At 73.4% G+C, this 23592-nt stretch carries 22 protein-coding genes; 11 read left to right on the forward strand and 11 right to left on the reverse strand.

The window, feature by feature from the left end; translation table 11 throughout:
* The first annotated feature begins 14 nt into the window (after positions 1–14).
* Complete coding sequence (mycP, locus tag GA0070607_RS10015; RefSeq protein WP_231930933.1) at positions 15–1262, forward strand: type VII secretion-associated serine protease mycosin; 1248 nt, start codon at positions 15–17, stop codon at positions 1260–1262.
* A gap of 97 nt (positions 1263–1359) precedes the next feature.
* Here mycP and GA0070607_RS10020 read toward each other — a convergent pair whose 3' ends face one another.
* The 7 genes from GA0070607_RS10020 to eccCa all read right to left on the reverse strand — a co-directional run bounded on the left by GA0070607_RS10020 (position 1360) and on the right by eccCa (position 10161).
* A complete protein-coding gene (locus GA0070607_RS10020) occupies positions 1360–2715 on the reverse strand; it encodes a WXG100 family type VII secretion target (RefSeq protein WP_089017959.1) in 1356 nt (451 codons plus the stop codon).
* 16 nt (positions 2716–2731) lie between these two features.
* Entirely contained in the window at positions 2732–3298 is a 567-nt protein-coding gene (locus GA0070607_RS10025) for a WXG100 family type VII secretion target (protein WP_089017960.1), read from the reverse strand.
* Positions 3299–3335: 37 nt separating this feature from the next.
* Entirely contained in the window at positions 3336–4862 is a 1527-nt protein-coding gene (locus GA0070607_RS10030; protein WP_089017961.1) for a S8 family serine peptidase, read from the reverse strand.
* 83 nt (positions 4863–4945) lie between these two features.
* A complete protein-coding gene (locus tag GA0070607_RS10035; RefSeq protein WP_074316323.1) occupies positions 4946–5224 on the reverse strand; it encodes a WXG100 family type VII secretion target in 279 nt (92 codons plus the stop codon).
* A 25-nt stretch (positions 5225–5249) separates the two neighbouring features.
* Positions 5250–5558 (reverse strand): WXG100 family type VII secretion target, encoded by a 309-nt coding sequence (locus GA0070607_RS10040; protein WP_074316322.1) that lies wholly within the window; start codon positions 5556–5558, stop codon positions 5250–5252.
* Positions 5559–5732: 174 nt separating this feature from the next.
* Positions 5733–5984 carry a hypothetical protein gene (locus GA0070607_RS10045; protein WP_172899009.1) on the reverse strand — a complete coding sequence of 84 codons (252 nt, stop codon included), beginning with the start codon at positions 5982–5984 and terminating at the stop codon, positions 5733–5735.
* 214 nt (positions 5985–6198) lie between these two features.
* Complete coding sequence (eccCa, locus tag GA0070607_RS10050; protein ID WP_089017963.1) at positions 6199–10161, reverse strand: type VII secretion protein EccCa; 3963 nt, start codon at positions 10159–10161, stop codon at positions 6199–6201.
* Between the two features lie 169 nt (positions 10162–10330).
* Here eccCa and eccD point away from each other — a divergent pair, with 169 nt between their 5' ends.
* The gene (gene eccD, locus GA0070607_RS10055) at positions 10331–11728 is read left to right on the forward strand and encodes a type VII secretion integral membrane protein EccD (RefSeq protein ID WP_089017964.1); all 1398 of its coding nucleotides are present in this window, start codon (positions 10331–10333) and stop codon (positions 11726–11728) included.
* A 58-nt stretch (positions 11729–11786) separates the two neighbouring features.
* Here eccD and GA0070607_RS10060 read toward each other — a convergent pair whose 3' ends face one another.
* Positions 11787–12974 carry a type VII secretion protein EccE gene (locus tag GA0070607_RS10060; protein ID WP_089017965.1) on the reverse strand — a complete coding sequence of 396 codons (1188 nt, stop codon included), beginning with the start codon at positions 12972–12974 and terminating at the stop codon, positions 11787–11789.
* Positions 12975–13136: 162 nt separating this feature from the next.
* Between GA0070607_RS10060 and eccB the strand changes: the two genes are divergently transcribed.
* From eccB to GA0070607_RS10100, 8 genes are all read left to right on the forward strand, one after another.
* A complete protein-coding gene (eccB, locus tag GA0070607_RS10065) occupies positions 13137–14663 on the forward strand; it encodes a type VII secretion protein EccB (protein ID WP_089017966.1) in 1527 nt (508 codons plus the stop codon).
* 87 nt (positions 14664–14750) lie between these two features.
* The gene (locus GA0070607_RS10070) at positions 14751–15119 is read left to right on the forward strand and encodes a hypothetical protein (RefSeq protein ID WP_089017967.1); all 369 of its coding nucleotides are present in this window, start codon (positions 14751–14753) and stop codon (positions 15117–15119) included.
* Positions 15112–16404, forward strand: coding sequence for a WXG100 family type VII secretion target (locus tag GA0070607_RS10075; RefSeq protein WP_089017968.1), 1293 nt, complete (start codon positions 15112–15114; stop codon positions 16402–16404). Before GA0070607_RS10070 ends, GA0070607_RS10075 begins: the two co-directional genes overlap by 8 nt.
* Positions 16405–16606: 202 nt before the next feature.
* Positions 16607–16966, forward strand: coding sequence for a hypothetical protein (locus tag GA0070607_RS10080; RefSeq protein WP_157743124.1), 360 nt, complete (start codon positions 16607–16609; stop codon positions 16964–16966).
* 271 nt (positions 16967–17237) lie between these two features.
* On the forward strand, positions 17238–18032 hold the full coding sequence (locus GA0070607_RS10085; protein ID WP_089021761.1) for a hypothetical protein: 795 nt from the start codon (positions 17238–17240) through the stop codon (positions 18030–18032).
* 128 nt (positions 18033–18160) lie between these two features.
* The gene (locus GA0070607_RS10090) at positions 18161–18502 is read left to right on the forward strand and encodes a YkvA family protein (protein WP_089017970.1); all 342 of its coding nucleotides are present in this window, start codon (positions 18161–18163) and stop codon (positions 18500–18502) included.
* Between the two features lie 32 nt (positions 18503–18534).
* On the forward strand, positions 18535–18942 hold the full coding sequence (locus tag GA0070607_RS10095) for a pyridoxamine 5'-phosphate oxidase family protein (RefSeq protein ID WP_089017971.1): 408 nt from the start codon (positions 18535–18537) through the stop codon (positions 18940–18942).
* Between the two features lie 364 nt (positions 18943–19306).
* Positions 19307–19969, forward strand: a complete 663-nt coding sequence (locus GA0070607_RS10100) for a C39 family peptidase (RefSeq protein ID WP_089017972.1) — start codon at positions 19307–19309, stop codon at positions 19967–19969.
* 9 nt (positions 19970–19978) lie between these two features.
* Here the strand turns inward: GA0070607_RS10100 and GA0070607_RS10105 are convergent, their stop codons facing one another.
* Both GA0070607_RS10105 and GA0070607_RS10110 read right to left on the reverse strand, forming a co-directional pair.
* Complete coding sequence (locus tag GA0070607_RS10105) at positions 19979–21283, reverse strand: FUSC family protein (RefSeq protein ID WP_089017973.1); 1305 nt, start codon at positions 21281–21283, stop codon at positions 19979–19981.
* A 48-nt stretch (positions 21284–21331) separates the two neighbouring features.
* On the reverse strand, positions 21332–21502 hold the full coding sequence (locus GA0070607_RS10110; protein ID WP_256482448.1) for an antitoxin: 171 nt from the start codon (positions 21500–21502) through the stop codon (positions 21332–21334).
* Between the two features lie 203 nt (positions 21503–21705).
* Here GA0070607_RS10110 and GA0070607_RS10115 point away from each other — a divergent pair, with 203 nt between their 5' ends.
* Positions 21706–22824, forward strand: coding sequence for an AI-2E family transporter (locus tag GA0070607_RS10115; protein WP_089017974.1), 1119 nt, complete (start codon positions 21706–21708; stop codon positions 22822–22824).
* Here GA0070607_RS10115 and GA0070607_RS10120 read toward each other — a convergent pair.
* Entirely contained in the window at positions 22819–23496 is a 678-nt protein-coding gene (locus GA0070607_RS10120; RefSeq protein WP_089017975.1) for a dienelactone hydrolase family protein, read from the reverse strand. The genes GA0070607_RS10115 and GA0070607_RS10120 overlap by 6 nt on opposite strands.
* Between the last annotated feature and the right edge of the window lie 96 nt (positions 23497–23592).

Below are 23592 nucleotides of genomic sequence, written 5' to 3' on the forward strand. Positions count from 1 at the left end.
GGTAATCTCTGCGGGTGCGCGAATGCCTGCCGTTGAGCGCGACCGACCCGTCCCGCCGCCGTACCGGACGTGCCGTCCGCGCCGTCCTCAGTGGAACGCTGGCGGTCCTGCTCGGCGCCGCCCTGGTGGCCGTACCCTCCCCGGCGGTCGCGGCGCCGCCCACCTGCGGCCCAGCTGGCGAGGACGGCCTGGTGGAGATGCCGTGGGCACTGCGCCGGCTGGACCCGGCCTCGGCCTGGCCGCTGTCCCGGGGCGACGGCGTGACGGTGGCGGTCATCGACTCCGGGGTCTCTGCCGCCCACCCGCTGCTCAAGGGCCAGGTGATCGAGGGCCGGGACTTCAACGGCCTGGAGGCCAAGCAGGGCCAGTGCGACATGGCCGGGCACGGCACGATGGTGGCCGGCATCATCGCCGGCAAGGAGGGCACCGGCGTACCGTTCAGCGGCATCGCCCCGGCCGCCCGCATCCTGCCGATCCGGGTACTGCCGGACACCAGGGGCACAAACGACGAGGCGCTGCCCGGGCAGATCGCCGCGGCCATCGACTACGCGGTGCAGCAGGGCGCCGATGTGATCAATCTGTCCCTGGTGACCCTGGACCGCCCCGAGCTCAAGGCGGCGGTCGAGAACGCGCTCGCGAAGCGGGTGGTACTGGTTGCCGCCGCCGGCAACCGGCAGGAGCAGCAGCAGGAAAAGACGGGCTACCCGGCCGCGTACGACGGTGTGATCGCCGTGGCCGGCGTCGACGAGCAGGGCGGCCACGTGGGCACCTCGGTCAGCGGCGCCTACGTCGACGTCGCCGCGCCGGGGTTGAACATCGTCGGCCCGGCCCCGCGCGGCACCGGCTACCGCGCCGAACCGACCGGCGGCACCAGCTTCGCCGCCGCGTACGTGTCGGGAGTGGCCGCGCTCGTCCGGGCCGCCCACCCGGGACTCGACCCACACCAGGTCGCCGACCGGCTGGAACGGACCGCGGACAACCCGCCGGACGGGCACAACGCGGAGGTCGGCTACGGCGTGGTCAACCCGTACCGGGCCGTGTCGAGCCTGCTGGGCACCCGTACCGATCCGCCCGCCGGTGCGCTTCCGGCGCCCGCCCGGTCGGACGACCCGCTGAGCTGGCAACGCACCGCCGCGATCTGGGCCGCCGCGATCGGCGGGCTGCTCGCCGCGCTGCTGCTGGCCGCCCGGCCGATCGTGAACCGGGGCCGCCGGCGCGGCTGGCGCCCGGGCCGGCGCACCGACTCACCGATCACCAACTGACCGGCGCCGGTTTGATCGCGCCTGACTCGCCGGGCGGTGGTCGTGCGCACCACGGCACCGACGGGTCGTCCTCGTCGATGCCGTGGTGTCCCGACGATCAGCGCAGGATGCCGGAGGTGCCACCGCCGTCGGCGCCCCACACGTCCTCGTCCTCCTCCAGCCAGGTGTTGCGGGGAGCCTCCTCCTCGCCGTAGCCGGCGCCCGCACCGGCGCCCATCCCGGCCATACCCGCGCCTCGCGCACCCGCGCCGCGGCCGCCGGCCCCGGCACCCGTCGCGCCCCGACCGGCACCACCCCGGCCGGCACCGCCGCCGGCGGCGCCACCCATCCCGGGTGCCATGCCGCCGCCCGCGCCCAACTTGCCGCCCGCGCCGACGCGACCGCTGCCCCGGCCACCGCCGCGGCCGGCGCCCGCCGCGCCACCACCCATCATCGGGCCCATGCCGGGGGAAACCGCCCGACCGAGCGCGCCGCCGCCCGCGAGAGCGCCGGTGCCAGCGCCCGCGCTACCCAGGCCGCCGCCGCTGCCGAGCCCACCGGCACCACCCAGACCGGAGGAGCCCAGCCCGCCGCCGCCCAGGCCGGAGCCGAGACCGGGCGCGCCGCCCCCGCCGGCACCCGCCAGCCCGCTGCTGTAGTCGTCCGGCAGACCGCCGGTGCCCGGCACCCCGCCGGTGCCGGGGTAGGCGCCCGAACCGGTGTCGTAACCGCCGGAGAGGTCGGGGTGCGCGCCGGAACCGCCGGGCAGGCTACCCGTGTCCGGCATGCCCTTGGCGTCGATCGAGGGCTTGCCGCCCAGGTCGCCGATGGACGGTTTACCGCCGATGTCCGGTACGGAGCCGACCCCGCCACCACCGCCGCCACCGTTGTCCAGCTTGGGAATCTCGGTCTTCGGTGTCTTGTTCTCGAAGCCGCTCGCGTCACCCGGGGTGCCCGGGGCGATGTTCTGGTAGTCGCCGCTGACCCGCTGGTAGACGCCGGCCGCCTCCTCGGACCGGTCGTTGATCCAGTCGGCGACCGCGGTCACCGGATCCAACCAGCCGAGGAAATCCGGCGCGACCTTGGCCTCGAAGAAACCCACGCTGAGGGTCAGCTTGGCGTTCCGTGCCTCCAGCACGTCGTTGACGCAGGTCGCCGGGACCGGAAAGTCCCGCTGGGCGGCGGTGAGTTTCTCGGCGGCGCTCTTGAGCGACTGGACGATGCCGGTGCCCTTCTCGGCATCCGCCACGATGTTCCCGGTGTCCTTGGCGATCTGCTCGACGTGACCCTTGAACGCCTCGTACGCCGGGCCCTTCCAGACCGTGCCCAGGTCCTTGATGTTGGTGTCGAGACTCTGCTTGACGTTGTTGAGATTCTTGATCAGCTGTTCCCAGCCGAGGGCGGCGCTCTCCACGTCACCCGGCCGGCCGTCGATGACGACCTTCTGGCACATCTCTTCCCAGCTCAGGCCCATCTGCGTCCTCCCCGTTCTAGCGACCGTCGCCGTTGCCGGCCACGTCGCCGAAGACCCGCTGCATGTCGGCGGCGGACATCGCGTTGGCGTGCTCCGCCGTCTCGTAGTTTTCCTTGACCTGACGCAGTGCCTCCGCCGCGTCGTACAGGCTCTGGGAGAGCCGCCGGACGCCGCTCTCGGTGCCCTGGTAGAGCCCCTGGTGCTTGGCTGCCAACCGGCCGGCCCAGTCGAAGCCGCCGAGCGGGCTCGCCGGGCCACCGGGCGCCCCGGCCGCCGCGCCGGCACCCGCACCGCCCATCAGGTCCTGGATGTCGACCATGTCGTAGGAGAGCTTGTTCAGGTACGCCGCATGGGTCTCCAGCCAGTCGATGGCCGAGTCCAGGCTGGTGGCGTCCCACTCGGTCTTGACGCCGGCCTCGCCGGGCGCGGTGACCAGACCCTTCGGCGTCGCGGCATGGTTGACGTTGTCGATCTCGAAGCCGGTCACTGCCAGACCCGGCGTCATCACCCCGGCCGCCGGAACCGGGATGTAGATGTCGTTTGCCTCGAACCGTTCCGGCTGCTTGGTCGTGTCGTCCGTCATCGGTCCCCTCCCCAAAAACCTGACTGGTGGTCCGCGCTCACTGCTGCTGTGGGCCGGGTGGCGGTGGAACGTGCCCCGGGCCGGCACCCGGCCAGCCGGGCCCGCCCGTCGGCGGTGCCGGGGCGGCCTGAGCCGGCGGATAGCCGGGCGCGGGTTGGCCCGGCGGCGGATAGCCCGGCGTGGTCTGAGCCGGCGGATAGCCCGGCGGTGGGTACCCCGGCGCGGGCTGGCCCGCCGGCGGACCGTAGCCCGGGCCGGGCTGTTGCGGTGGAGCCTGAGCCGCTGGTGTCGGCCAACCGGGCGGACCCGCGGGCCAACCGGACGGCGGCCCCGGAGGGCCGGGAAGCGGGCCGCCGACGGCCGCCCGCGCGCGCCGCTTGCGACGCCGCAGCACCACCAGCAGGATGACCAGCGCGACAATCGGCACGGCCAGGCAGAGCCCCACCTGGACGATGGCACCGGCCCTGTTGCTGACCCCGAACTCGACAGCCGGACCGTCATCGTCGCCGGGCCGGGCGGCACCGCCACCGGGCCGGGTCGGATCGGCCGCCGCGCCCTCCAGCAGCGGATTGGCCGTGACCGCCGGCACCGAGCGGGTCAGCGCGGCGAGCGGGTCGACCGCACCGAAGCCGAACTGCGGGTCCCGACCGGCCGGCCCGGCATCGCGTGCGGTCTTGACCAGCCGGTTGATGACGTTGACCGCGTCGAGGTTCGGATACCTGGCCCGGACCAGCGCCGCCACCCCGGAGAGGATGGCGGCTGCCGAGCTGGTGCCGCTGGCCACCGTGTAGCCGTTCGGCGAGACCGCCTTGGGCGCCGGCCCGATGATGCTCTCCATGGGCGCGGCGAGCACGATCTCCGGACCCTGCACCGAGCCGGCGAAGAAGCCACCGCGCTTGTTCAGCCCGGAAACGGCGATCACGCCGGGGATGTTGGCCGGAACGGTGACCTGCCGGTCGCCCTCCTCGACGTTTCCGGCGGAGACGACCACCACCGCGTCCTTGCCCAGGGCGTACTTCACGGCGTCCGTCAGGTCCGGGTCGGGGCGAGCCGGGTCACCACCGTAGGAGATGTTGATGACGTCCGCGCCCGCGTCCGCCGCCCAGCGGATCGCGAGGACCATGTCGATGCCGGCCGCACGGGGCCCCATGGAGACCGGGAGGATCTTCGCGGCCGGCGCGATGCCCAACTCCCGTGTCGTGCTCCCACCGCGGCCGGCGATGATGCCGGCCATCGAGGTGCCGTGCCCGGACTCCGGGTCGTCGTCGCGCCGCCCGTCCGGAGCGGCGGCGGCATTCACCCCGTGCCCCGGCAGCACCTGACCGCGCAGGTCAGGGTGCGAAGGGTCCACACCGGAGTCGATGACCGCGACCACCACGCCCTTGCCCTGGGTGATCTTGTGCGCCTGGGGAATCTTCAGCGAGTCGAGATACCACTGCAGGCCACGGACCGTGTCGGCGGCGTGGGCGGGTGCCGGCACCACGGCGGAGGCCATCGCGGTACACAACGCCAACACGGCCGCGGCGGTGAACCGCGCCGAACGGAAAGACTTCCCCGTACCCATCGCTCTCCCAGAACCTGTGTCGACGCCAACGCAGTGCGGCTCCGGTCCGGTCGAACCGGACCGGAGCCGCACCGGTGATTGTCTCAGCCCCACACCTTGGCGTTGCTCATCTCGGTGGAGACGTAGTTCTCGCGGGCGATGCCGACAGCGCCGCCGATCTCGTTCAGGATCCGGTTGATGTCCCGGACCGACGAGTCCCACTTCGCCTGGTGCTGCTCGTAGGCCGCCCGGTCCTCGCCGTCCCACTGGAGCTTGGACAGCATCGACCGCAGCGTGTCCAGCTTCTCGTCGATGGTCTTCGAGATGGCCTGCATCTGCTGGTTGCTGCTCTCGAGGACCGCGTAGTCAACCTTGATCGTCACGATTTCCTCCTCTGCTAACTACGGATCACGGGTTGAGAGCAGAGTGGAACTTGTCCAGCATCTGCTGCTGCTCTTCGTCGTTGACCTGGTGCGTCGTACCCGACTTGTCGAGCAGGTCAGCGATGCTGTCCATCGCCGTCAGCAGGTTGACGGTGTCCTCGTTCCAGCGCTGCATGAGCGACTGGAAACCAGTGGACGCCTGACCCTTCCACGCCATGGCCAGGTCGTCGACTACGTTCCACAGCTTCTTCAGCTCGCCGTCGACCTCGCTGCGCGTGGACCGCACGTCACTCGCGGCGGTATGCAGAGTCGCAGCTTCGACCTCGAACGCCATGCTTCACACCCTTCCGTCATGTTGTGGCGGCGGCTTTGCCGCGCCCCTCCCCCGCGGCAAGGCAGCAACACCCCACCGACGGACACTCCAGTGAAGACCGTAGCGGAACGGGTCCAGCCCGCGCAGCCCTGACCGGCCGCGTTCGATGGATAGTGGTGAATCAGGGCATGCAAATCAGGAACGTGACCGGAGTTGCCTCGCCACGCTGACCGCCAGCACGACCACCAGCAGAGCCACCGCCAGCCAGAGCGCCGGTACTTCCAGCGCCCGGTGCGCCACCACCGGAGTGAGCGCGACGACGCCCGTGACGAGCACCAGCTCGCCGGCTCGTCGGACCCGCGTCGACCTGCCGATCTGGGCGATCAGGGCCAGGCCGAGGAAGGCCGGGATGGTCAACAGGAAGTACCCGAACAGGTAGACCAACACCTGCGGCATCATCCCCCCGTCCGATGGTCAGCGTTCGGTCGAGCGTTCCGTGCCCTCGCCGATCCTGCTGCCCCTGCCACCCCGGGCGCGCCCGGGGCTCGACCGGGACGGGAATCCGACACGGCCGCGAACCGGTCGCCCCGACGGTCGCCGGCGACAGTGGTGAACGGCACTCCGCCGGCGACCGGAACGACCGGGCCCGAGCCGACCCTCGTCACGACGGCTCGGACCAGGCGGTCTGGATCAGCTGCTGGCCATCCCGACGGCGGACGAGAGTGCCCCGGCCGGGCGGCTGCGGGCTCGGTCGCAACGTGCCGAAGACCGCGCCCTCCTCCCGGTTGCCGGACATCAGCAGACCGGGCGAGTCCAACTCGCGCAACCGTTGCAGCACCGGCTCGTAGAGCGCCCGGGACACACCGCCGACCCGGCGGGTGATGATCAGGTGCAGGCCGATGTCGCGGGCCTGCGGCAGCAGCTCCTGAAGGGCGCTGAGCGGATTGCTGCCGCCGGACGCCACCAGGTCGTAGTCGTCCACCAGGATGTACAGGTCCGGGCCCTTCCACCAACTGCGGTCGCGCAGTTGCGCGGTGGTGACGTCCGGGCCGGGCAGACGGTTGGCCAGCGCGCTGCGGATCGAGCCGAGGCCCTGGGCGAACGCCTGGTTGGATGGGGCGTAGTCCAACAGGTGGTCGCCCTCCACCGCGCCCAGCAGCCCGCGCCGGTAGTCGGCGATCACCAGACGGGCCTGCGCGGGGGTGTACCGCTCGGTGATGCCCCGGGCGATCAGCCGCAGCAGGTTGGTCTTGCCGCACTCGGCATCGCCGAAGACCGTCAGGTGCGGCTCGTTGGCCAGATCCAGGTAGACCGGCGCGAGCGCGGACTCGTTGACCCCGATCGGCAGGCCGGGCGCCGACCGGTCGATGATCCGGGCCAGTTCGGCCACGGGCAACCGGCGCGGCAACAGCCGCACCTTCGGCGCCGGCCGGCCCGGCCAGTTGTCCGCCACGTGCCCGGCCAGGGCGATCGACGCCTCACTCAGGTCCTCGATGTCCCGGCGGCCGTCGATCCGTGAGATGGCGGTGAGGAAGTGCAGCTTGTCGCGGGTCAGACCACGACCCGGCGCCTTCTCCGGCACGTTCGTCGCCGCGCGCCGGTCGATCTCGGACTCCGACGCGTCACCCAGGCGCAGCTCCAGCTTGGTGCCGAGCAGGTCCCGCATGTTGATCCGGATCTCCGCCCAGCGCACAGCGGTGAGCACCACGTGCACGCCGAAACCGAGGCCCCGGTTGGCCAGCGTGGTGATGGTCTGCTCCAGCTCCTCGTACTCCTGGCGCAGTGTGTTCCAGCCGTCCACCACCAGGAACACGTCGCCGAACGGGTCGTCGGCGAACTCGCCGGCGGCCCGGCGGCGGCGGTAGCTCGCCACCGAGTCGATGCCGTGCTGGGCGAAACGCGTCTCCCGGTCGTCCAGGACGGCGACCACCTCGGCCACCGTACGGCGCACCGCCTCGACGTCCCGCCGGCCGGCGACCCCGGCCATGTGCGGCAGCCGCTCCAGGCTGCGCAGCGCGCCGCCGCCGAAGTCCAGGCAGAAGAACTGCACCTCGCGCGGAGTGTGCGTGAGCGCCAGCGAGGCGAGCAGCGAACGCAGCATCGTGCTCTTGCCGCTGAGTGAGCGGCCGACGATGACCACGTTGCCGCCGGCACCGGCCAGCTCCACCATCATCGGGTCGCGGCGCTGCTCGTACGGGCGGTCCACCACACCGACCGGCACGGTGAGCCGTCCCCGGCCCGGCCAGGACGCGGTGCACAGCCCGTACGTCGGGTCGACGGCCAACTGGCCGAGCAGCTCACCGAGGCCCGGCGGGTCGGCCAGCGGCGGCAGCCACACCTGGTGCGCCGGCCGGCCCCGGCCCGTGAGCTGGTCGATCAGCACGTCGAGCATCGCCACGGCCTTGCCGTCGGCCGGCTGCTCCGGCTCCGGCGCGGTGTCCACCGGCAGCTGCGGGGTCTGCGCCGGGATGAAGTCGACGCCGTACGGCACGATCCGGCGCTGCACCAGGGCCTGCGACGCGGACGCCTGCTGCCCCGGCGCCCGGTACGGCCCCGACACGTACGCGGCCCGGAACCGCAGCATAGTGCTGGTGTCCGTCTTCAGGTAGCCGTGGCCCGGCGCGTTCGGCAGCTCGTACGCGTCCGGCACGCCGAGCACGATCCGGCTCTCCACTGCGGAGAAGGTGCGCAGACCGATCCGGTACGACAGGTGGGTGTCCAGGCCGCGCAGCTTGCCCTCCTCCAGCCGCTGGCTGGCCAGCAACAGGTGCACGCCGAGCGACCGGCCCAGCCGGCCGATCATCACGAACAGGTCGATGAAGTCGGGCTTGGCGGCGAGCAGCTCGCTGAACTCGTCACAGATGATCAGCAGGCTGGGCATCGGCGCCAGCGGTTCGCCGGCCGCCCGGGCCTTCTCGTACTCGAAGCGGGAGACGTAGTTGCCGGCCGCCCGCAGCAACTCCTGCCGGCGCACCATCTCGCCCGCGAGCGCGTCGCGCATCCGGTCGACGAGCGGCAGCTCGTCGGCCAGGTTGGTGATGACCGCGCTGGTGTGCGGCAGCGCCTCCAGCGAGGCGAACGTCGCGCCGCCCTTGAAGTCGACCAGTACGAAGTTCAGCTCCTCCGACGAGTGCGTCACCGCCAGCGCGGCCACCACCGTACGGAGCAGCTCGCTCTTGCCGGACCCGGTCGCACCGATCACCAGGCCGTGCGGGCCCATGCCCTCGTGCGCCGACTCCTTGAAGTCCAGCTCGACCACGTTGCCGTCCGGACCGACGCCGAGCGGGATGCGCAGCCGGTCCCGGTGACCGCGCGGACGCCAGGTCTGGTGCACGTCCACGGCCGCGGCGTCGCCCACGCCGAGCAGGTCGGGCAACTCCATGCTGCGGGCCAGCGGCTCGTCGTTGCTGGCCTGCTGCTGGGACAGCCGGTAGGGGGCGATCTGCCGGGCCAGCCCCTCGGCGGCCTCGGCGGTGAGCCGGTCCGGCCGGCCCAGGCGGGACGACGAACTGCCCCGGACCAGCTCGAGGTTGCTTCCGTCGCCCACGTCGAGGCAGAGCAGCCAGCGCCCGGCGTCGCGCGGCACCGTCCCGGACAGGTCGATCAGCGTCGCGCCGAGCAGCCCCTGACCCAACAACTGGCAGGTCGGCGCGATCTCGCCGCCGTCGACCACCACGACCACGTGCGGTGCGGTGGTCAGCGGCTTGGCCTCGGACGCGAACCGGGGCCGCCCGGACAGCTCCCCGGCGAGTGACTCCTCGGCCTCGGCCAGGCTGGCGAAGACCATCCTGCGGGCGCCGGCGGCGTCGGTGCGCCCACTGTGGTGGGCGTGCGGCAGCCACTTGACCCAGTCCCAGGCCGACTGCCGGTCCGGCGCGGCGACCACCGCGATCACCAGGTCGTCCGGGGCGTGGAAGGTGGCCAGCTGGCCCAACGCCGCCCGGGTCAGGTCGAGGACCGGCTCCCGGTCACCGCGCAGCACCACCCGGCTGAACGCGCGCACCGACAGCGCGGTCGGCAGGTCGGGCACGGTGGAGTGTGCCCGGACGAACCGGCGCAGCGCGATGGCGCTCATCGGCTCCAGGTCCTCGACCGGCTTCGTCTCCGGCGGAACGATCTCCACCGCCAGCCGCTGCGGGCCGAGCGCGATCCGGGTCTCGCCGAAGTCGTCCTCGGTGATCCGCCGCTCCCAGAGCCGCCGGGACGCGGCGATCGACCAGAGCGCGTCGGGCTCCGGGTGCCGCCAGGCCATCGCCGCCCGCTGCTGCCCCGCCGCACGCCGGGTGCGCTTGCGCATCTGGGCGAGGTAGCGCATGTAGTCGCGGCGATCGGCGTTCAGCTCCGCCTTGTCGTTGCCGCCGTTGCTCAGCGACCCGATCGCCATCCCGAGCATCGAGACACCGAACAGGCCGCCGGCGACGTACGTCATCATGCCGCCGCCCCGGCCGGCGTAGAGGAAGGCCATCGCACCGACCCCGCAGACCATCGGCAGGATCATGAGCAGCTGCCCCATCCCGCGGGGTGTCGGCTCGGGCAGCTCGGGCGGGGACTCCAGCAGCACCTCACCGCGCGGCAAGGCCGGCCCCGGCTGACGCGGGAGCCGGCGGAACACCACCGTGCTCACGGCTGTCTCCTCCCCAGAAGCGGCCTCAACGACCTGCCGTCGCGGACCCAAGTCCGCGGGTGGGCATCGTACGTGCCCGTCATCGTAGGTAATCTCCCGTGGGCGCGGTGGACCCGCACCGCGCGGCACCGCGGGCCCGCTGATCGTAGAAGGACACCAGGAGGCCACTGTGGCAACGAAGACGGCGACCGGTGGTCTGAGCCGGATCACCATCGTGGCTCCCCGTACCCGAATGGATCTGGCCCTGCCGTCGGACGTGCCGATGGCCGATCTGCTCCCCACCCTGCTGCGCTACGCCGGTGAGGACCTGGCGGACGAGGGGGTGCGGCACGGCGGGTGGGCACTGTCCCGGTTGGGCGGTGCGCCCCTGGACGGTGGGCGTACCGCCGGGCAGCTCGGCGTCCGCGACGGCGAGGTGCTCTACTTCAACCCCCGGTCCGCCGCCGCCCCGGAGGTCGTCTTCGACGACGTGGTGGACGCGGTCGCCACCGCCACCAACGAGCGCCCCGGCGCCTGGCAGGTCGGCGCGACCCGTTCGTTCGCGGTGTTGTTCGCCGCGGTGGCGCTCGGCGCCGGCGCGCTGGCCGCGCTCTTCGCCGGCCCGCCGCACCTGCCCGGCGCGCTGGCCGCCCTGCTGGTCGCGGTGGCGCTGCTGGTCGGCGCGGCGGTGCTGTCCCGGGCCGCCGGTGACAGCCGGACCGGCGCCGTGCTGGCCATGGTGGGTCTGCTGTACGCCGGCACCGGCGGCCTGCTGCTACTCGCCGGCGATCGCCCGCTGACCGACCTGGCCAGCCCGCACGTCCTGCTCGCGGCCACCGCCGTGGTGATCGCCGGGGCGGTCGCCGCGCTGGCCGTCGGCGACCGCTACCCGCTCTTCTTCGCCGCGCTCGGCGTGGGCGCAGCGATCGGCCTGGGCGCGCTGCTGTGTCTGGCCTTCGGCATGGATGCGCCCGGCTCGGCAGCGGTCGTGGCGGCGGTCGCGTTCGGCCTGGTGCCGGCGCTGCCGATGGTCGCCTACCGGATGGCCCGGCTGCCGGTGCCGTCGATCCCGACCGGCCCGGAGGACCTGAAGACCGACAGCGAGTCGGTCGACGGTCGGCAGGTGCTCCAGCAGAGCGAACGGGCCGACGAGTTCCTCACCGGCCTGCTGTGGACCGTGTCGCTGCTGGTGCTCGGCGCGCAGCTGGTGCTGGCCCTGGACGGACGCCTCCCGGCGGTGCTGCTCTGCCTGGTGCTGGCCCTGCTCTCGCTGCTGCGGGCCCGTCCGCTGCTGGGCCGGGCCCAGCGCACCCCGGTGCTGCTCACCGGCACCGTCGGGCTGGGCCTGGCCGCCGCGGCCACCTTCGCCAACGGGTCGCTGCCGGTCCGGCTCGGTCTGATCCTCGGCGGGCTGCTGCTGGCCGCCGTGATCAGCCTGATCTACGGGCTGACAGTGGCCGGTAAGCCCATCTCCCCGGTCTGGGGCCGGCTGCTCGACATCGTCGAGATCATGCTGATCATCTCGCTGGTCCCACTGGCCGTCTGGGTCTGCGGCCTGTACGGCTGGATCGTCAACCTGCGACCCTGACCGAGGGCCTTCCCGCCCGCGGACCAACGAGCCGGACGGCTGGTCGGCGGGCGGGCGGTCAGCGCGGCTGCGGACGGACTGAACCGCCAAGCACAGCGGCCACCGGCGCGCTGGCGTAGACACCCGGGCCGTGCTGGCCGTCCACCGGCCGAGCCGGCGTGCCAGCTCGCTGCGCGATGTCCCGGACCACCTTGACGAGCGCCTCGACGTGGTTGTCCATCGCCGCGACGCGCAGCAGCGGCGCCGCCACCCGGCCGTCCGGCGACACCGCCGCGGCCACCGTGTGCGACGGCGCGGAGGTCGCGGTGATCGCGTCCACCAGCGGGCCGAGCGGGGCGTCCGACCGGCCGCGCAGACTCAGGCAGCGGTGCGTCCAGCCGCCGCCGCGCAGCCCCTGCCAGGATTCCGCCGGTGGCTCCGGCACCAGGTCCAACCCGGCGGCCGAGACCACTGCCGCGCGCAACTCGTCGCGGCCCAGTGGCCGGTGGGCCAGGCCGGCGGCGGTCAGCGCCTTGCCCAGCCGGCCGATCCCGGCGGCCAGTGTCCGGTGTACGCCAGGCAGCCCGCCGCCCCGGCTCACCGCCTCGACCCGCGCGTCGCGGACGGTGAGCCGCAGTGCGACCCACACCGTCCGGTGCGCGGCCGGCGGCGCGCCGGGCGCCGGATACCAGACCAGGGTGTGCGCGACGACCTGAGCCCGGGAGACCGGGGCGGCGAAGTCCGCGAGGACCCGCAGCGCCTGATCCACCGTCGACGCCTCCACCGAACCGACAACCGCGCCGGTGGTGGGCTGCAGCGCGACCGCCGCGAACCAGCCCTGGTCGTCCTGTCCGATGCCGAGCCGGGTGCCCCGGTCGGTCAGCTCGATGACGCTCAGCTCGGGGGCGAGCGCGGCCAGGCGCGGATCCGACACGGCACCGCCGGCCAACGCCGCCGCCGCCCGTTCCCGGCGCCGCCGCAGCCGTCGGCGCAGCAGCAGGTCCTCGAACCACCAGCGGCCGCCCCGGCGGGCGAACGTGGCCAGAACGACAAGCGCCGCCGCCGTGCCGACCGTGGCGAGCAGCCAGCTGGGCCCGGTCCCGGCGGCCCAGACGGCGAGCGCGCACAACTCCAGCACGACGAGCTGCCCGACCAGCACCGGACCGACCCGTCCCCGGCCGGGTCGGTCGGCCGGCGGCGTCGCCCGCGCCGGAACGTCGGACGGGTTCGTGGCCACTCGGGCGGGTCGCGCCTGGACCTGCGTCATCGGTGACTGTCCCTCCTGCACGGTACGGCTCCACGCCGGGTCGGTCCGGCGCCGGCCACGGGCGGTGGTCCCAAGGACCCGCCGTCGGCCCCTTATCGTAGGGAAGCCCGCGACGGCACCCCGACCCTGATCGTCGCGGATCCACCCCGCCGGAGGTAAGTCATGCGGACCCGCCGCGATCAGGTGCAGGCGTACCGCTTCGTCACCCGCCGGATCGTCTCCGCGTTGCTGTCGGGCGATCCGGAGACCACGAACCTGCCGATGCGACGGCTCGGCATGGCCGTCTTCGGCAGTGTGATCGCCGCTGCCGTGGTGCTCGGCGGGGTCGGCGCGTACGGCCAGTTGACCGGGAACACCGCGCCGCTGGAAGAGAACACGCTGGTCATCGAGCGCGAGACCGGCGCGACGTACGTGTTCGTGGAGGGGCAGCTGCACCCGACGCTCAACTACACCTCGGCACGGCTGATCCTGAACGAGGCGGACCCGGCGGTGCGCACGATGTCCCAGGCGTCGCTGCGCGACCGGCCGCGGGGCCGCACGGTGGGCATCGTCGGCGCGCCGGACGCGTTGCCGGACCGCAAGTCGTTGACCGGGTTGCCGTGGTCGGTCTGCGACGTGCCCGATCCGGCCGACCCGCGCCGCTCCTCCACCCGGGTGGTCATCGACCGGGCGCTGCCCGGCGGCACGCCGCTGGGTGACCGCGCGGTGCTGGTCACAGTGGACAACCAGCGGCACCTGCTCACCGGCAACGCCCGCCTCCAGGTGCTCGGCGGCGACCCGGCGATCGCGGCGCTGCGGATGACCGGGACGGCACCGCTGCCCGTCGGCCAGCAACTGCTCAACGCCGTGCCGGCCGGGCCGCCGTTGCGTAAGCCGTCGCTGCCCGGCCGGGGCGAACGCAGCGGGCTGAGCCTGGCCGGCAAGCCGGCCTTCGTCGGTCAGGTGTTCCGGGCGGCCGGGCAGCACTACGTGCTGACCCGGGAAGGGCTCGTCTCAATTTCTGAGATCACCGCCCTGCTGATGATCAGCGGCGGCGGTCAGATCATTGACATCACGCCGGATCAGGCCGGCCGGCTCTACACCGACCAGCGGCTGGACGAGGAGGGGCTGCCGCAGGCGCTGCCCGCCCTGTACCAGGCCAGGTCCGGGCAGACGGTGCTGTGTGCGACGTACCGGGCCGGCACCGGTGGCGGGCCGCCGACCACCACCGTTGAGGTCTTCGACCGGGCGCCGGCGGAGCTGACCGCGAGCGAGTCGGGCCCGGTGCCGGTGCGGCAGACCACCCGGGACGCGCTACGCACGGCCGAGGCCGTGCTGCTGCCCGGCGGCAAGGGAGTCCTCGCCCAGGCCGCGCCCGGCGCCGGGACCAGCGGATCCGGTGCCGCCGGGTCGACCGTCTACCTGATCAGCCCGCAGGGCGTCCGGTACCCGCTCGGGTCGGGCGAGACCCTGGCCGTGCTCGGCTACGGCGGGGTCACCCCACTGGCGGTGCCCGGCTCGCTGCTGGCGCTGATCCCGACCGGGCCCACCCTGAGTCGAGAGGACGCCTCGACCTACTTCTCACCCGGCGGGGCGCCGTCGGTTGCGCCGACACGGGAGCCCACGCCGTCGACCTCACCCAGCGGCGCTCCGGCGACCGACGGAACGGGCGGTGGAGTGGCCACGGCATCGATCGAAGCCGAGGACTGAGCGGCCCGGACGGGTCGCCCCGGATCGCACTGGTGGACTAACCTGGGCTCGCTGACGGTTGTCAACCAGAACGACGGGGATGTTGCCATGACCGGGCGTACGGAAGTCGACCTGCTGTCCCTTGAGGACTTCCACCGACACCTGGCGGCACGGCTGAGCCAGGCCGAGTCGGTGCTGCGCAAGCTCAACACCGAGATGCAGTGCAGCCCCCCGGCGTTGGGCTCGTTCACCGACGCCACCCACAACGCGCGTCGCTACAGCGAGGTCCACCAGTCCTATGTCGACCAGGCCGAGCGGCTCCGGCAGGCGGTGCTGGCCGCGCAGCAGGCGACCAGCAAGATCCTGACCAACTACCGCACCGCCGAAGCGCGTAACGCGGCCAACGCCACCGACATCACCGCCGCGCTGACCGGCGTCGACCGGGCGTTGCAGCCGAAGGGGGACGGGCGTGTCTGAGTACACCCAGCGCTACCAGGGCAGCAGCCACCAGCAGCTGTACGACGCGGTGATGGCCGGCAAGCCGGAGCAGATCGACGGCGTGGCCGCCCAGTGGGCTTCGCTCAAGGGCATCCTCGACGGTCTCGGCCGGGAGCTGAGCGGCGACCTCGAGAAGCTCGGCCACACGTGGACGGGCTCCGCAGGTCGGGAGTTCCAGCGGCGGCTGACCCTGATCGTCGACCACGCCGAGGCGCTGGGCGAGGGGATGGCCGGCGTCAAGCAGGCGCTGACCATGATGGCCGGCCAGTTGCGCACCGCGCACAAGCAGGCGGAGAGCCCGGACGAGACCGACGACAACGACAAGGCGGTCTCCGGGGCGCTCAAGGGCGCCGCCTTCGGTCTGCCCGGCGCTGTCGTCGGGGGCATCATGGGCCACCAGCAGGACAAGGAAGAGCAGGAGAAGGCCCACCAGCGGATGGTGAACGTGGTGGCCGAGCTGGCCGCTGGTTACGACCTCTCCGCCTACGACCGGGTGGTCAACCCGCCCCCGCCCCACCCGGACACGCCGAAGACCACCAACGACGACGCGACGACGCCACGCAGCGTGCCGTCCACCGCCACGCCGACCGCCGCGCCCAACGCCACCCGCAGCACCGCGCACACCGGTGGCGCGACCATCGCGACGCCCGACGGAGTTGCTCCGCCCCCGGTCGCCGGCGGCGGGTCCGGCACCGGCCAGGACGGCACGGGCACCGGCGGCACGCCGGCCGTTGCCACCGGCCCGGGCGGCGGCGAGGGTGGCTTCACCACCTCCCTCGCCGGTGCGGATCCAGTGGTCGGCGGTGCGCTGCTCGCCGGCGGCGCCGCCGGGCTGGCCGGCCTGTCCGGGCCGACCACCGTGGCCGCCAGCGCCGGCACCGGGCCGGGTCTGCTCTTCGGAGCGCAGGGCGGGGCACCGGCTGGCGGGGTGCTGCGGACATCCGCCCTCGCCGGTTCGGGCAGCACGCCCACCACCCCGGTCCGGGCGACCACCGGTGGTGCGGCCGCGGCTGACAACCGCGCGGCCAGTGGAGTCGGGCGCAGCATGGACGGTCGGCGCGCCGAGTCCACCGGCCGGTCGGCGGCGGCCGGTCGGCAGGGTGCGGCGGGCGGCAGGGGGGCCGGTCGCCCGGGGGTGCTCGGCGGGCACGGCCGACCGGAGTCCGAGGAGTCCGACGAGCGGATGACCTGGCTGACGGAGGACGAGATGGTGTGGCGGGACGGCGGAGACGCTCCGCCGTCGGTGCTCGGCACCGCCGACTGATTCGCGTCGCCCACCGGCGCGCCGCGCCGGTCGCGGCGCCGTACGAACGTGCCGTGGTGGCCCCTGCCGTACCAGATCCGGCGGGGGCCGCCGCTGTTTCTGCTCCCCAGCCCCCGTCCACAGTGCACAGCGTGGTGACGGTCACGCCCGAACGGGCCGTTGCCGAGCTGCGTCGACGCGGGGTGGGCGTTAGGTTTGTCGGGTGTCCTCCGCAGCGCCCGTCCGCCCAGCCCGGTGGGCCATGCTGCGGTCACTGCGGGAGCTGACCCGGCTGGCGGTCACCGCTCTGGTGCTCGCGGTCGGCCTCGGCGGCACCCTCGCCGCGACCCCGCCCCCGGCACCGACGCCACTGCGGCCCAGCGTCGTGAGCAGCCGGGTGGAAACCCTCCGGCCCGACGCGGTTCCGGTTGCCCAGCGGGCCGACCAGCCGGCCGCGTCCCGGCCGGTCAGCACTGTCGACATCGTCGCGGCGGCCGGCCCGGTCACCGCGGGCCCGGAGCACGCGCCGGCCGATCAGCCCGGGCGTGGTATCCCGCCCCGGCGCGGCCCGCCCACTCGCTGACCCCGGCCGACCACCGCCCGGCGATTCACGCGGGCCGATCCGGCTCATCCGTCCGGGCGCACCCGTCGCCGTCGTCGACGTGACCATGCCGCAGGAGATCACCGAACGGTGACCAGCCGAGGCGGGCATCGCCGGCGGTGACCGCCCGAGGCGTGGTCCGGTCGTCCCGGCAGCCCATCGCGACCATTTCGGCTACGAGCCGCCGGTGCCGTCGAAACATCCGTCCGCCGTCACCCGTCGATACCCGTCGTTCGACCCTGAGGTGCTGATCATGCAGACCGTCCTCTCCACCGTCCTGCCCGACGTGCCCCGAGCCGCCGCCATCTGGCTGAGCCTGCTCGGGGTGGTCGCTGTCACCGTCGCCGCCCTGCTGGTGCGGCCCGGCCAGCTCCGTCTCGATCCGGGTGCCCGGATCCGCCGTGCGGCCATGCCCAGCCAGCTTGAGCAGGTGCAGGAGGAACGGGAGCAGAGCCGCTACGCACAGGAGGTCGCGGTGGCCGCCGAGCGGGCCACCACCACCGCCCAGCGCCGCCGGGCGGAGTGGGTCGCCGCGCAGGAGGAGGTCGAGGCCGCCTGGCAGGCCTACGAGGCAGCCGAGGCGGCCGTACGGCGACTCAGCGCCGCCGCCGCGATGCCGCTGCCGCACACCGCCCGGACCCCGGCCGAGTACGTCGACCGCGAGCGCTACCTGCACCGGGCGGCGCTGGACGCGTACTGGCGGCGGGAGCTGTCGGTGGAGCAGCTCAGTGACGTCTTCGCGCATCGCGACGGCTGGGACCCGCGGCTGCACCCGGTCGAGCAGGAGCTCGTCCTGCAGCGGGCGATCCGGGACAATCTGGCGGCCCGGCACGCCGCCGCGGGAGAGCGGGAGCACGCCGCGTGGCGCGCCGCCGAGCTGGCCGTGGCCGCGGCGCGGAGCCTGCGGGAGGAGGCGCACGCGGCGATCGGACGGCGGGTCGCGGAGTCGGCTTCCGTGCTGCCGCTGAGCGAGGTCGTCCCGTCGGTCGAGCAGACCCGGGAGACCCAGGTGATCGCCCGCGGCCGCGCGGCGGTACCGGCGTTCTGAACGGGTTCGCATGACGTGACCCGCTGCCCGGCGGGAATTCCGGACCGGAGAACCTGGCCGGGTCGTGGCGCCGCCGCGCCGGCCCTCGTCACCGGGCCGTGCGGGCTTCGGTGGGTTAGCGTGACGGCATGTCCCGACAGGCGTGGGTCCTCGTGGTGATCGCCGGCATTCTGGCGATCGCCACACTTGTCGGCGCGGTGGTGTTGGCGGTGCGGGTGGTGCGCACCCGACGGCTGCTGGCCGGGCTCGGCGCGGGCGGCAAGGTCGCCTTCTACGGGGCGCTGATCTACACGATCTTCCCGGTCGACCTGCTCCCGGACCCGATCTACCTGGACGACATGGGTGTTCTGGCGGGCGCGTTGATCTACCTGACCCGCCTGGTGCACCAGCGCCGGGCGGCCGACCGCCGGCTGCCCGGGCAGCCGGACGCCCCGCCGGACCCGGACCGGGTGCGCCGTTCCGTGCCATGATCGTGGTCGGGTCGGCGGGACGGGGGACGGTCATGGCGGGCGATCACCGATTGGACGTACGCGACGAGCGCGTTGCCGCGTTCTGCGCGGAACGGCACCTCGCGACGCTGACCACCGTGCGCGCCGACGGCACCCCGCACGTGGTGCCGGTCGGGGTCACCCTCGACCCCGAGGCCGGGCTGGCCCGGGTGATCACCTCCCGCGCCTCACGCAAGGCCCGGCACGTGGCTGCCGGGGGCGCGTCGGGCGTCCCGGTGGCTGTCTGCCAAGTGGACGGCCGACGCTGGCTGACCATCGAGGGCCGGGCGGTGCTCCGCTCGGACCGCACCGCCGTCGCGGAGGCGGAGCGCCGCTACGCCGAGCGGTATCGGACCCCGCGTCCGAATCCGGAGCGGGTGGTCATCGAGATCACCGTGACCGGTCTGCTGGGCAGCCTCTGAACCGCCGCCGCACCTGAACCGGCCCGTCATTCGCGCCGCGCCCGATCGGGACGCCGCGGCCTGATGACCGTTTCATGCCCTGACGCTTAGCTCGCCCGATTTTGGTCACCGTATCGGCGCTGGCTCGTGGACGGCGGCACATCGTCTCCGGAATCCCGCCCGACCGGCAGCCGTTGCACCTGGGCACGACGACCGTCCCGGGCAGCCGGCAGCGGAATGCCGGCCGGAGCAGGGCCGTTACACCCCCGGTACGCCGCGGCCGAGACGGCCGCGGTCGTCGCCCCGTGCTGAGCCGAGCGCCATTCCCGGTGCTGCCGCCCTCCGCCCACTCGGAGGCGCCAACCCCCTGAACGGAGACTCGACAATGAATCCGATCATCCAGAAGAGTGGCCTGTCCGTCGCCGGCATGCTGGTCGCCGGCGGTTGCGTCCTCGGCCCCGCGGTGGCCGCGCAGGCCGCCCCGGTGCAGGGCGCACCGACCGCGGCGAGCCAGAGCGGCCGGGGCGGCCAGGTCGACAGTTCCGCCGAGCGGATCCTCGGCATCGACTACCAGGCCCAGCCGAACTTCTACTACTGCGGGCCGGCCGCCACCCGCATCGCGCTCTCCGCCCAGGGCAAGGCGCTCTCCCAGGACGAGGTGGCCAAGCTGCTCGGCACCACCGAGGCGGGCACCCCCTCGGCCCTGGACACCACCCGGGTGCTCAACGAGCTGACCGGCGGCAAGTACCGGACCACGGAGATCCGTGACTCGGTGGCCCGCCCCGAGCAGGTTGAGCAGCTGCGCCGGGACGTGCTGGCGGCGGTGGACGCCGGCCGGCCGGTGGTCGCCAACATCAAGGGCACGACCGTGGACACCGACGGCAACCCGCACTCGTACGAGGGCGGCCACTACCTGACCCTGGTCGGCTACCGCGACGGTGGCGACCTGATCCGGATCGCCGACCCGGCCGACCCGGCGCTGGGCGAGTACTGGATGACCCTGCCGAAGGTCGCCAACTGGATCGCCGAGCGGGGCTACTCGTCCTGATCCTGCCGTTCACCGGGCCGGTCTCCCCCTGTCGGGGAGGCCGGCCCGCTCGTCGTCACGGTTGCGGGCGGCGAGGTGCGACCGCCGTCGGGCCCGTGCGGCCCGGGTCGGCCGGGACCGGTGCAGGCGTCGCCGGAGCGGCGGGCGGACGTTCGCCTCGCCGCCCCCGGCCGCCCGGCGCACGACCTGGTTCGCGTCGTCCGGCTCGCAGCCGGCGGCCCGGAGCAGGTCGCTGGCCGCGGTACGCAAGCCGGTGATGAGCGCCTCGCCGAACGACTTCACCCCCGTCGCGGCAGCCCTACCGGCCAGTTCGGCACACTGCTCAACCAGCTTGCGGGTGCACTCGGTGTCATTTCCGACCCGGCACTCCTTGCGCATCTCCGCCACCGCCTGGCCCAGCCGGGCGATCGCGTCCGGCAGCTCCGGCGGGATCGGCTCGTCGTACTGGAGGGCGGTCGTCGACCAGCGGGCGATGGCCCGGCTGTCCAGCATCAGCCGCTGAAGATGATCGGCACTGCGGGCGTACCTGTGGAACTGCTGGCGGCGGTGCCAGCGGACCGGCGCGATCGTCACCACCTCCTCCGCCCCGCTCAGCGAATCGTTCAGCCGACCCAGATCACCCTCGGTGCCGCGGAGCCGTTCCAGGACGCGCATCGTCCGGTCGGCGTCGCGCTCCCGCAACGCATGTGCCAGCTCGTCGAGCTGCTCGCAGAGGACCGCGAAGATCGGCGTCGCGGCGCGGTCGAGCGTCCGCATCGGGTTGATCGGCAACAGCAACGCGACCACCACCAGGCCGACCGCCCCACCGACCAGCGCGTCGAAGATGCGGGGCAGCTCCAGGCCGCGCTCCATCGGGGCCAGCGTCGCGATCAGCACGGCGGTACCGCCGGCCTGACCCACGAGTTGGCCACCCTTTCCGGCCACCAGCAGCGCGCTGGCGATGGCGAGGGCCACCACCAGGCCGGTCTGCCACGGCCCCGAGCCGAGGAAGAAACGCAGCGTGTCGCCGATGACGATGCCCAGGCCCACGCCGGCCAGCAGCTCGAAGGTGCGCCGGGCACGCTGGCCGATGGCGGTGGCGATCGTACCGACGGCGGCGGCGGGTGCGAACACGTGCGCGCCGGGGCCGAGCAGGTGCTGGGCGATCAGGGCGGCGAGCGCCGCGGCCAGCCCGGCCTGGACGGCGATCACCAGGGTGACCTCCCACTGCCGGGCTCGGACCCGACCGGCCTCCCCGCCGCGGTGCAACGCCCTCTCGGCAACCTGGTCGAGCCGTGACCGGTCGCGCTCGGCTGGTGGTCGGTCCTCGGCCATGGCGACGGTTACCCGGACGGCAGGGGGGCAATCGTTCCGACCGGTACGTCAGCGAACCTGGTCGCCCTCGCCGGTACGCGCCTGAGCCTGGTCCACACCCTTGTCGATCTGGTCGTCGTACTTCCCGCCGGTGCGCTTGTCGGCCATGTCGCCGGCCTTGTCCAGCCCCTGGTCGACCTGCTTGTCGTGCTTGTCCGCGAAGTCCTTGGCCTTGTCCATGAAGTCACCCACGACGCTCCTCCTCCACTCTGGTCACTCTCGTCAGCGTTCCCGGGGCCCGGCAGCGCAAACCGGCTGCACGGACTCGTCGGGACCGTCCTGGCAGCACCCGCCACGCCGGCCGTTCGCCCGCCGTTGAAGCGGTACGGGTGTCGGCGCACGCCGAGCCGGGTACCGACCTCGCGAGATCGAGGAGGGCCGACATGACGGCAGACGAGCCCGCAGCGGGCACCGGGGCGACAACGGGCGGCCCCGGGCCGCGTCAGGCGTGGGCGGCACTGCCCTGGCTGGTCCGGACTGCGGTGCTGTGGAGCGCCTGCCTGGTGGTGGTCGTCGCCGGGCTCTACCTGCTGGGCCGGATCGCCGTGCTGCTGGCGCCGTTGGCCATCGCGCTGGCCGCCACCATCTTCCTCACCGCGCTGCTCGACCCGGTGCTGCTCCGGTTGCGCCGGTTGCGGTTGCCCGCGGCGCTGGCCGCGCTGCTCACCGTACTGTTGCTGCTCGGCATCCTGGTGGGTGTCGGCGCGCTCGTGTGGAACCTGACGGCCAGCCAGTTCGACCAACTCAGCCAGGAGCTGACGCAGGGGCTGGACCGTAGCCGGGACTTCGTCACGTCCACCCTGCCGGTCACCGACGCGCAGCTCGACCGCCTGGTCGACCAGGCGCGGCAGGGGCTGAGCGGGAGCTCCCCCGACCCGGTGGCCGGCGCGCGGACGGTGACCGAGGTGCTGGGCTCCGCGTTGCTCGCCCTGGTGCTGCTCTTCTTCCTGCTCAAGGACGGCCGCTCGATGTGGCACTGGGTGCTGTCCCGGACGACCGGCCCGAACCGGCCCGTTGTGGCCGAGGCCGGCCGGGCCGGCTGGCGGACGTTGGGCGCGTACAGCCGGGGCACCATGCTGATCGCCGCGATCGACGCGATCGGCATCGGCCTGGCCCTGGTGGTGCTGCGGGTGCCGCTCGCCCTGCCGCTGGCGCTGATCACCTTCCTCGGCGGTTTCGTGCCGATCATCGGCGCGACGGTGGCCGGCGCGGTGGCGGTGCTGGTGGCCCTGGCCGCCAACGGGCCGACCACGGCGCTGCTCACCCTGGCCGCCGTGATCGCCGTGCAGCAGATCGAGGGCAACCTGCTGGAGCCACTGGTCATGAAACGGCAGGTCCGGCTGCACCCGGCGGTGATCCTGGTGGCGGTCACCGCCGGCACACTGATCGCGGGCATCGCCGGCGCCTTCGTCAGTGTTCCGATCACCGCCGTCCTCTGGCGCATCATCGACACCGTCCAACGCCACCACCCGGTGCCGTCCGACGACCTGTCGACCTCATGACCGACGCGACGGGGCGGTCGCACGGGTGAGGTGAGTGGTGAACCAGGTGCCGGCATGATCGGCGACCTGTTCGAGGGTGCCGGGCTCCTCGAAGAGGTGGGTGGCACCGGGCACCACCCGCAGCTCGCCGACCTCCCCCAGCTCAGCCAGCGCATGCTCGTTGAGCACGATCACCTCTTCGTCCAAGCCGCCGACCAGTAGCAACGTCGGCGTACGCACCTGGGCCAGAGCGGCGCCGGCCAGGTCCGGTCGGCCGCCCCGGGACACCACCGCACCCACCTTGTCCGCGCGGGACGCCGCCGCGACCAGGGCGGCGGCCGCACCCGTGCTCGCACCGAAGAGGCCGATCGGCACGTCACCGGCGGGGCGCTCGGCCGACAACCAGTCCACGATCCCGGCCAGCCGGCTCGCCAACAGCCCGATGTCGAAGCGCAGTTCGGCGGTGCGCGCGTCCACCTCGTCCTCGGCCGGGGTGAGCAGGTCCACCAGCACCGTGCCGAGCCCACGAGCGTTCAGCGTCCGGGCCACCGCCACGTTGCGCGGGCTGTGCCGGGAGCTGCCGCTGCCGTGCGCGAAGAGCACCACGCCCACCGGCTGAGCGGGCAGCATCAGGTCCGCGGGGAGTTGTGCGTCCCCGACCGGGATGGTCACCGTGCTGCGCTGCTCGTCCATGCCGCACCTCCCCGTACTCGCCTGTGCTGTGGGTACCCACACCGTCGCGCCGCACGCACCGCCGCCGGGCCGGGTCAGCGGACGCGACGAAGGGTC

This window comes from Micromonospora coriariae (assembly GCF_900091455.1).
GTDB classification, from domain to species: Bacteria; Actinomycetota; Actinomycetes; order Mycobacteriales; family Micromonosporaceae; genus Micromonospora; species Micromonospora coriariae.

Coding starts and splice junctions, on each gene's coding strand:
- GA0070607_RS10020 (WP_089017959.1), bottom strand. CDS start 2,715: ATGGGCCTGAGCTGGGAAGAGATGTGCCAGAAGGTCGTCATCGACGGC.
- GA0070607_RS10025 (WP_089017960.1), bottom strand. CDS start 3,298: ATGACGGACGACACGACCAAGCAGCCGGAACGGTTCGAGGCAAACGAC.
- GA0070607_RS10030 (WP_089017961.1), bottom strand. CDS start 4,862: ATGGGTACGGGGAAGTCTTTCCGTTCGGCGCGGTTCACCGCCGCGGCC.
- GA0070607_RS10040 (WP_074316322.1), bottom strand. CDS start 5,558: ATGGCGTTCGAGGTCGAAGCTGCGACTCTGCATACCGCCGCGAGTGAC.
- GA0070607_RS10060 (WP_089017965.1), bottom strand. CDS start 12,974: ATGACGCAGGTCCAGGCGCGACCCGCCCGAGTGGCCACGAACCCGTCC.
- eccB (WP_089017966.1), top strand. CDS start 13,137: ATGCGGACCCGCCGCGATCAGGTGCAGGCGTACCGCTTCGTCACCCGC.
- GA0070607_RS10070 (WP_089017967.1), top strand. CDS start 14,751: ATGACCGGGCGTACGGAAGTCGACCTGCTGTCCCTTGAGGACTTCCAC.
- GA0070607_RS10085 (WP_089021761.1), top strand. CDS start 17,238: ATGCAGACCGTCCTCTCCACCGTCCTGCCCGACGTGCCCCGAGCCGCC.
- GA0070607_RS10090 (WP_089017970.1), top strand. CDS start 18,161: ATGTCCCGACAGGCGTGGGTCCTCGTGGTGATCGCCGGCATTCTGGCG.
- GA0070607_RS10095 (WP_089017971.1), top strand. CDS start 18,535: ATGGCGGGCGATCACCGATTGGACGTACGCGACGAGCGCGTTGCCGCG.
- GA0070607_RS10100 (WP_089017972.1), top strand. CDS start 19,307: ATGAATCCGATCATCCAGAAGAGTGGCCTGTCCGTCGCCGGCATGCTG.
- GA0070607_RS10105 (WP_089017973.1), bottom strand. CDS start 21,283: ATGGCCGAGGACCGACCACCAGCCGAGCGCGACCGGTCACGGCTCGAC.
- GA0070607_RS10110 (WP_256482448.1), bottom strand. CDS start 21,502: ATGGACAAGGCCAAGGACTTCGCGGACAAGCACGACAAGCAGGTCGAC.
- GA0070607_RS10115 (WP_089017974.1), top strand. CDS start 21,706: ATGACGGCAGACGAGCCCGCAGCGGGCACCGGGGCGACAACGGGCGGC.
- GA0070607_RS10120 (WP_089017975.1), bottom strand. CDS start 23,496: ATGGACGAGCAGCGCAGCACGGTGACCATCCCGGTCGGGGACGCACAA.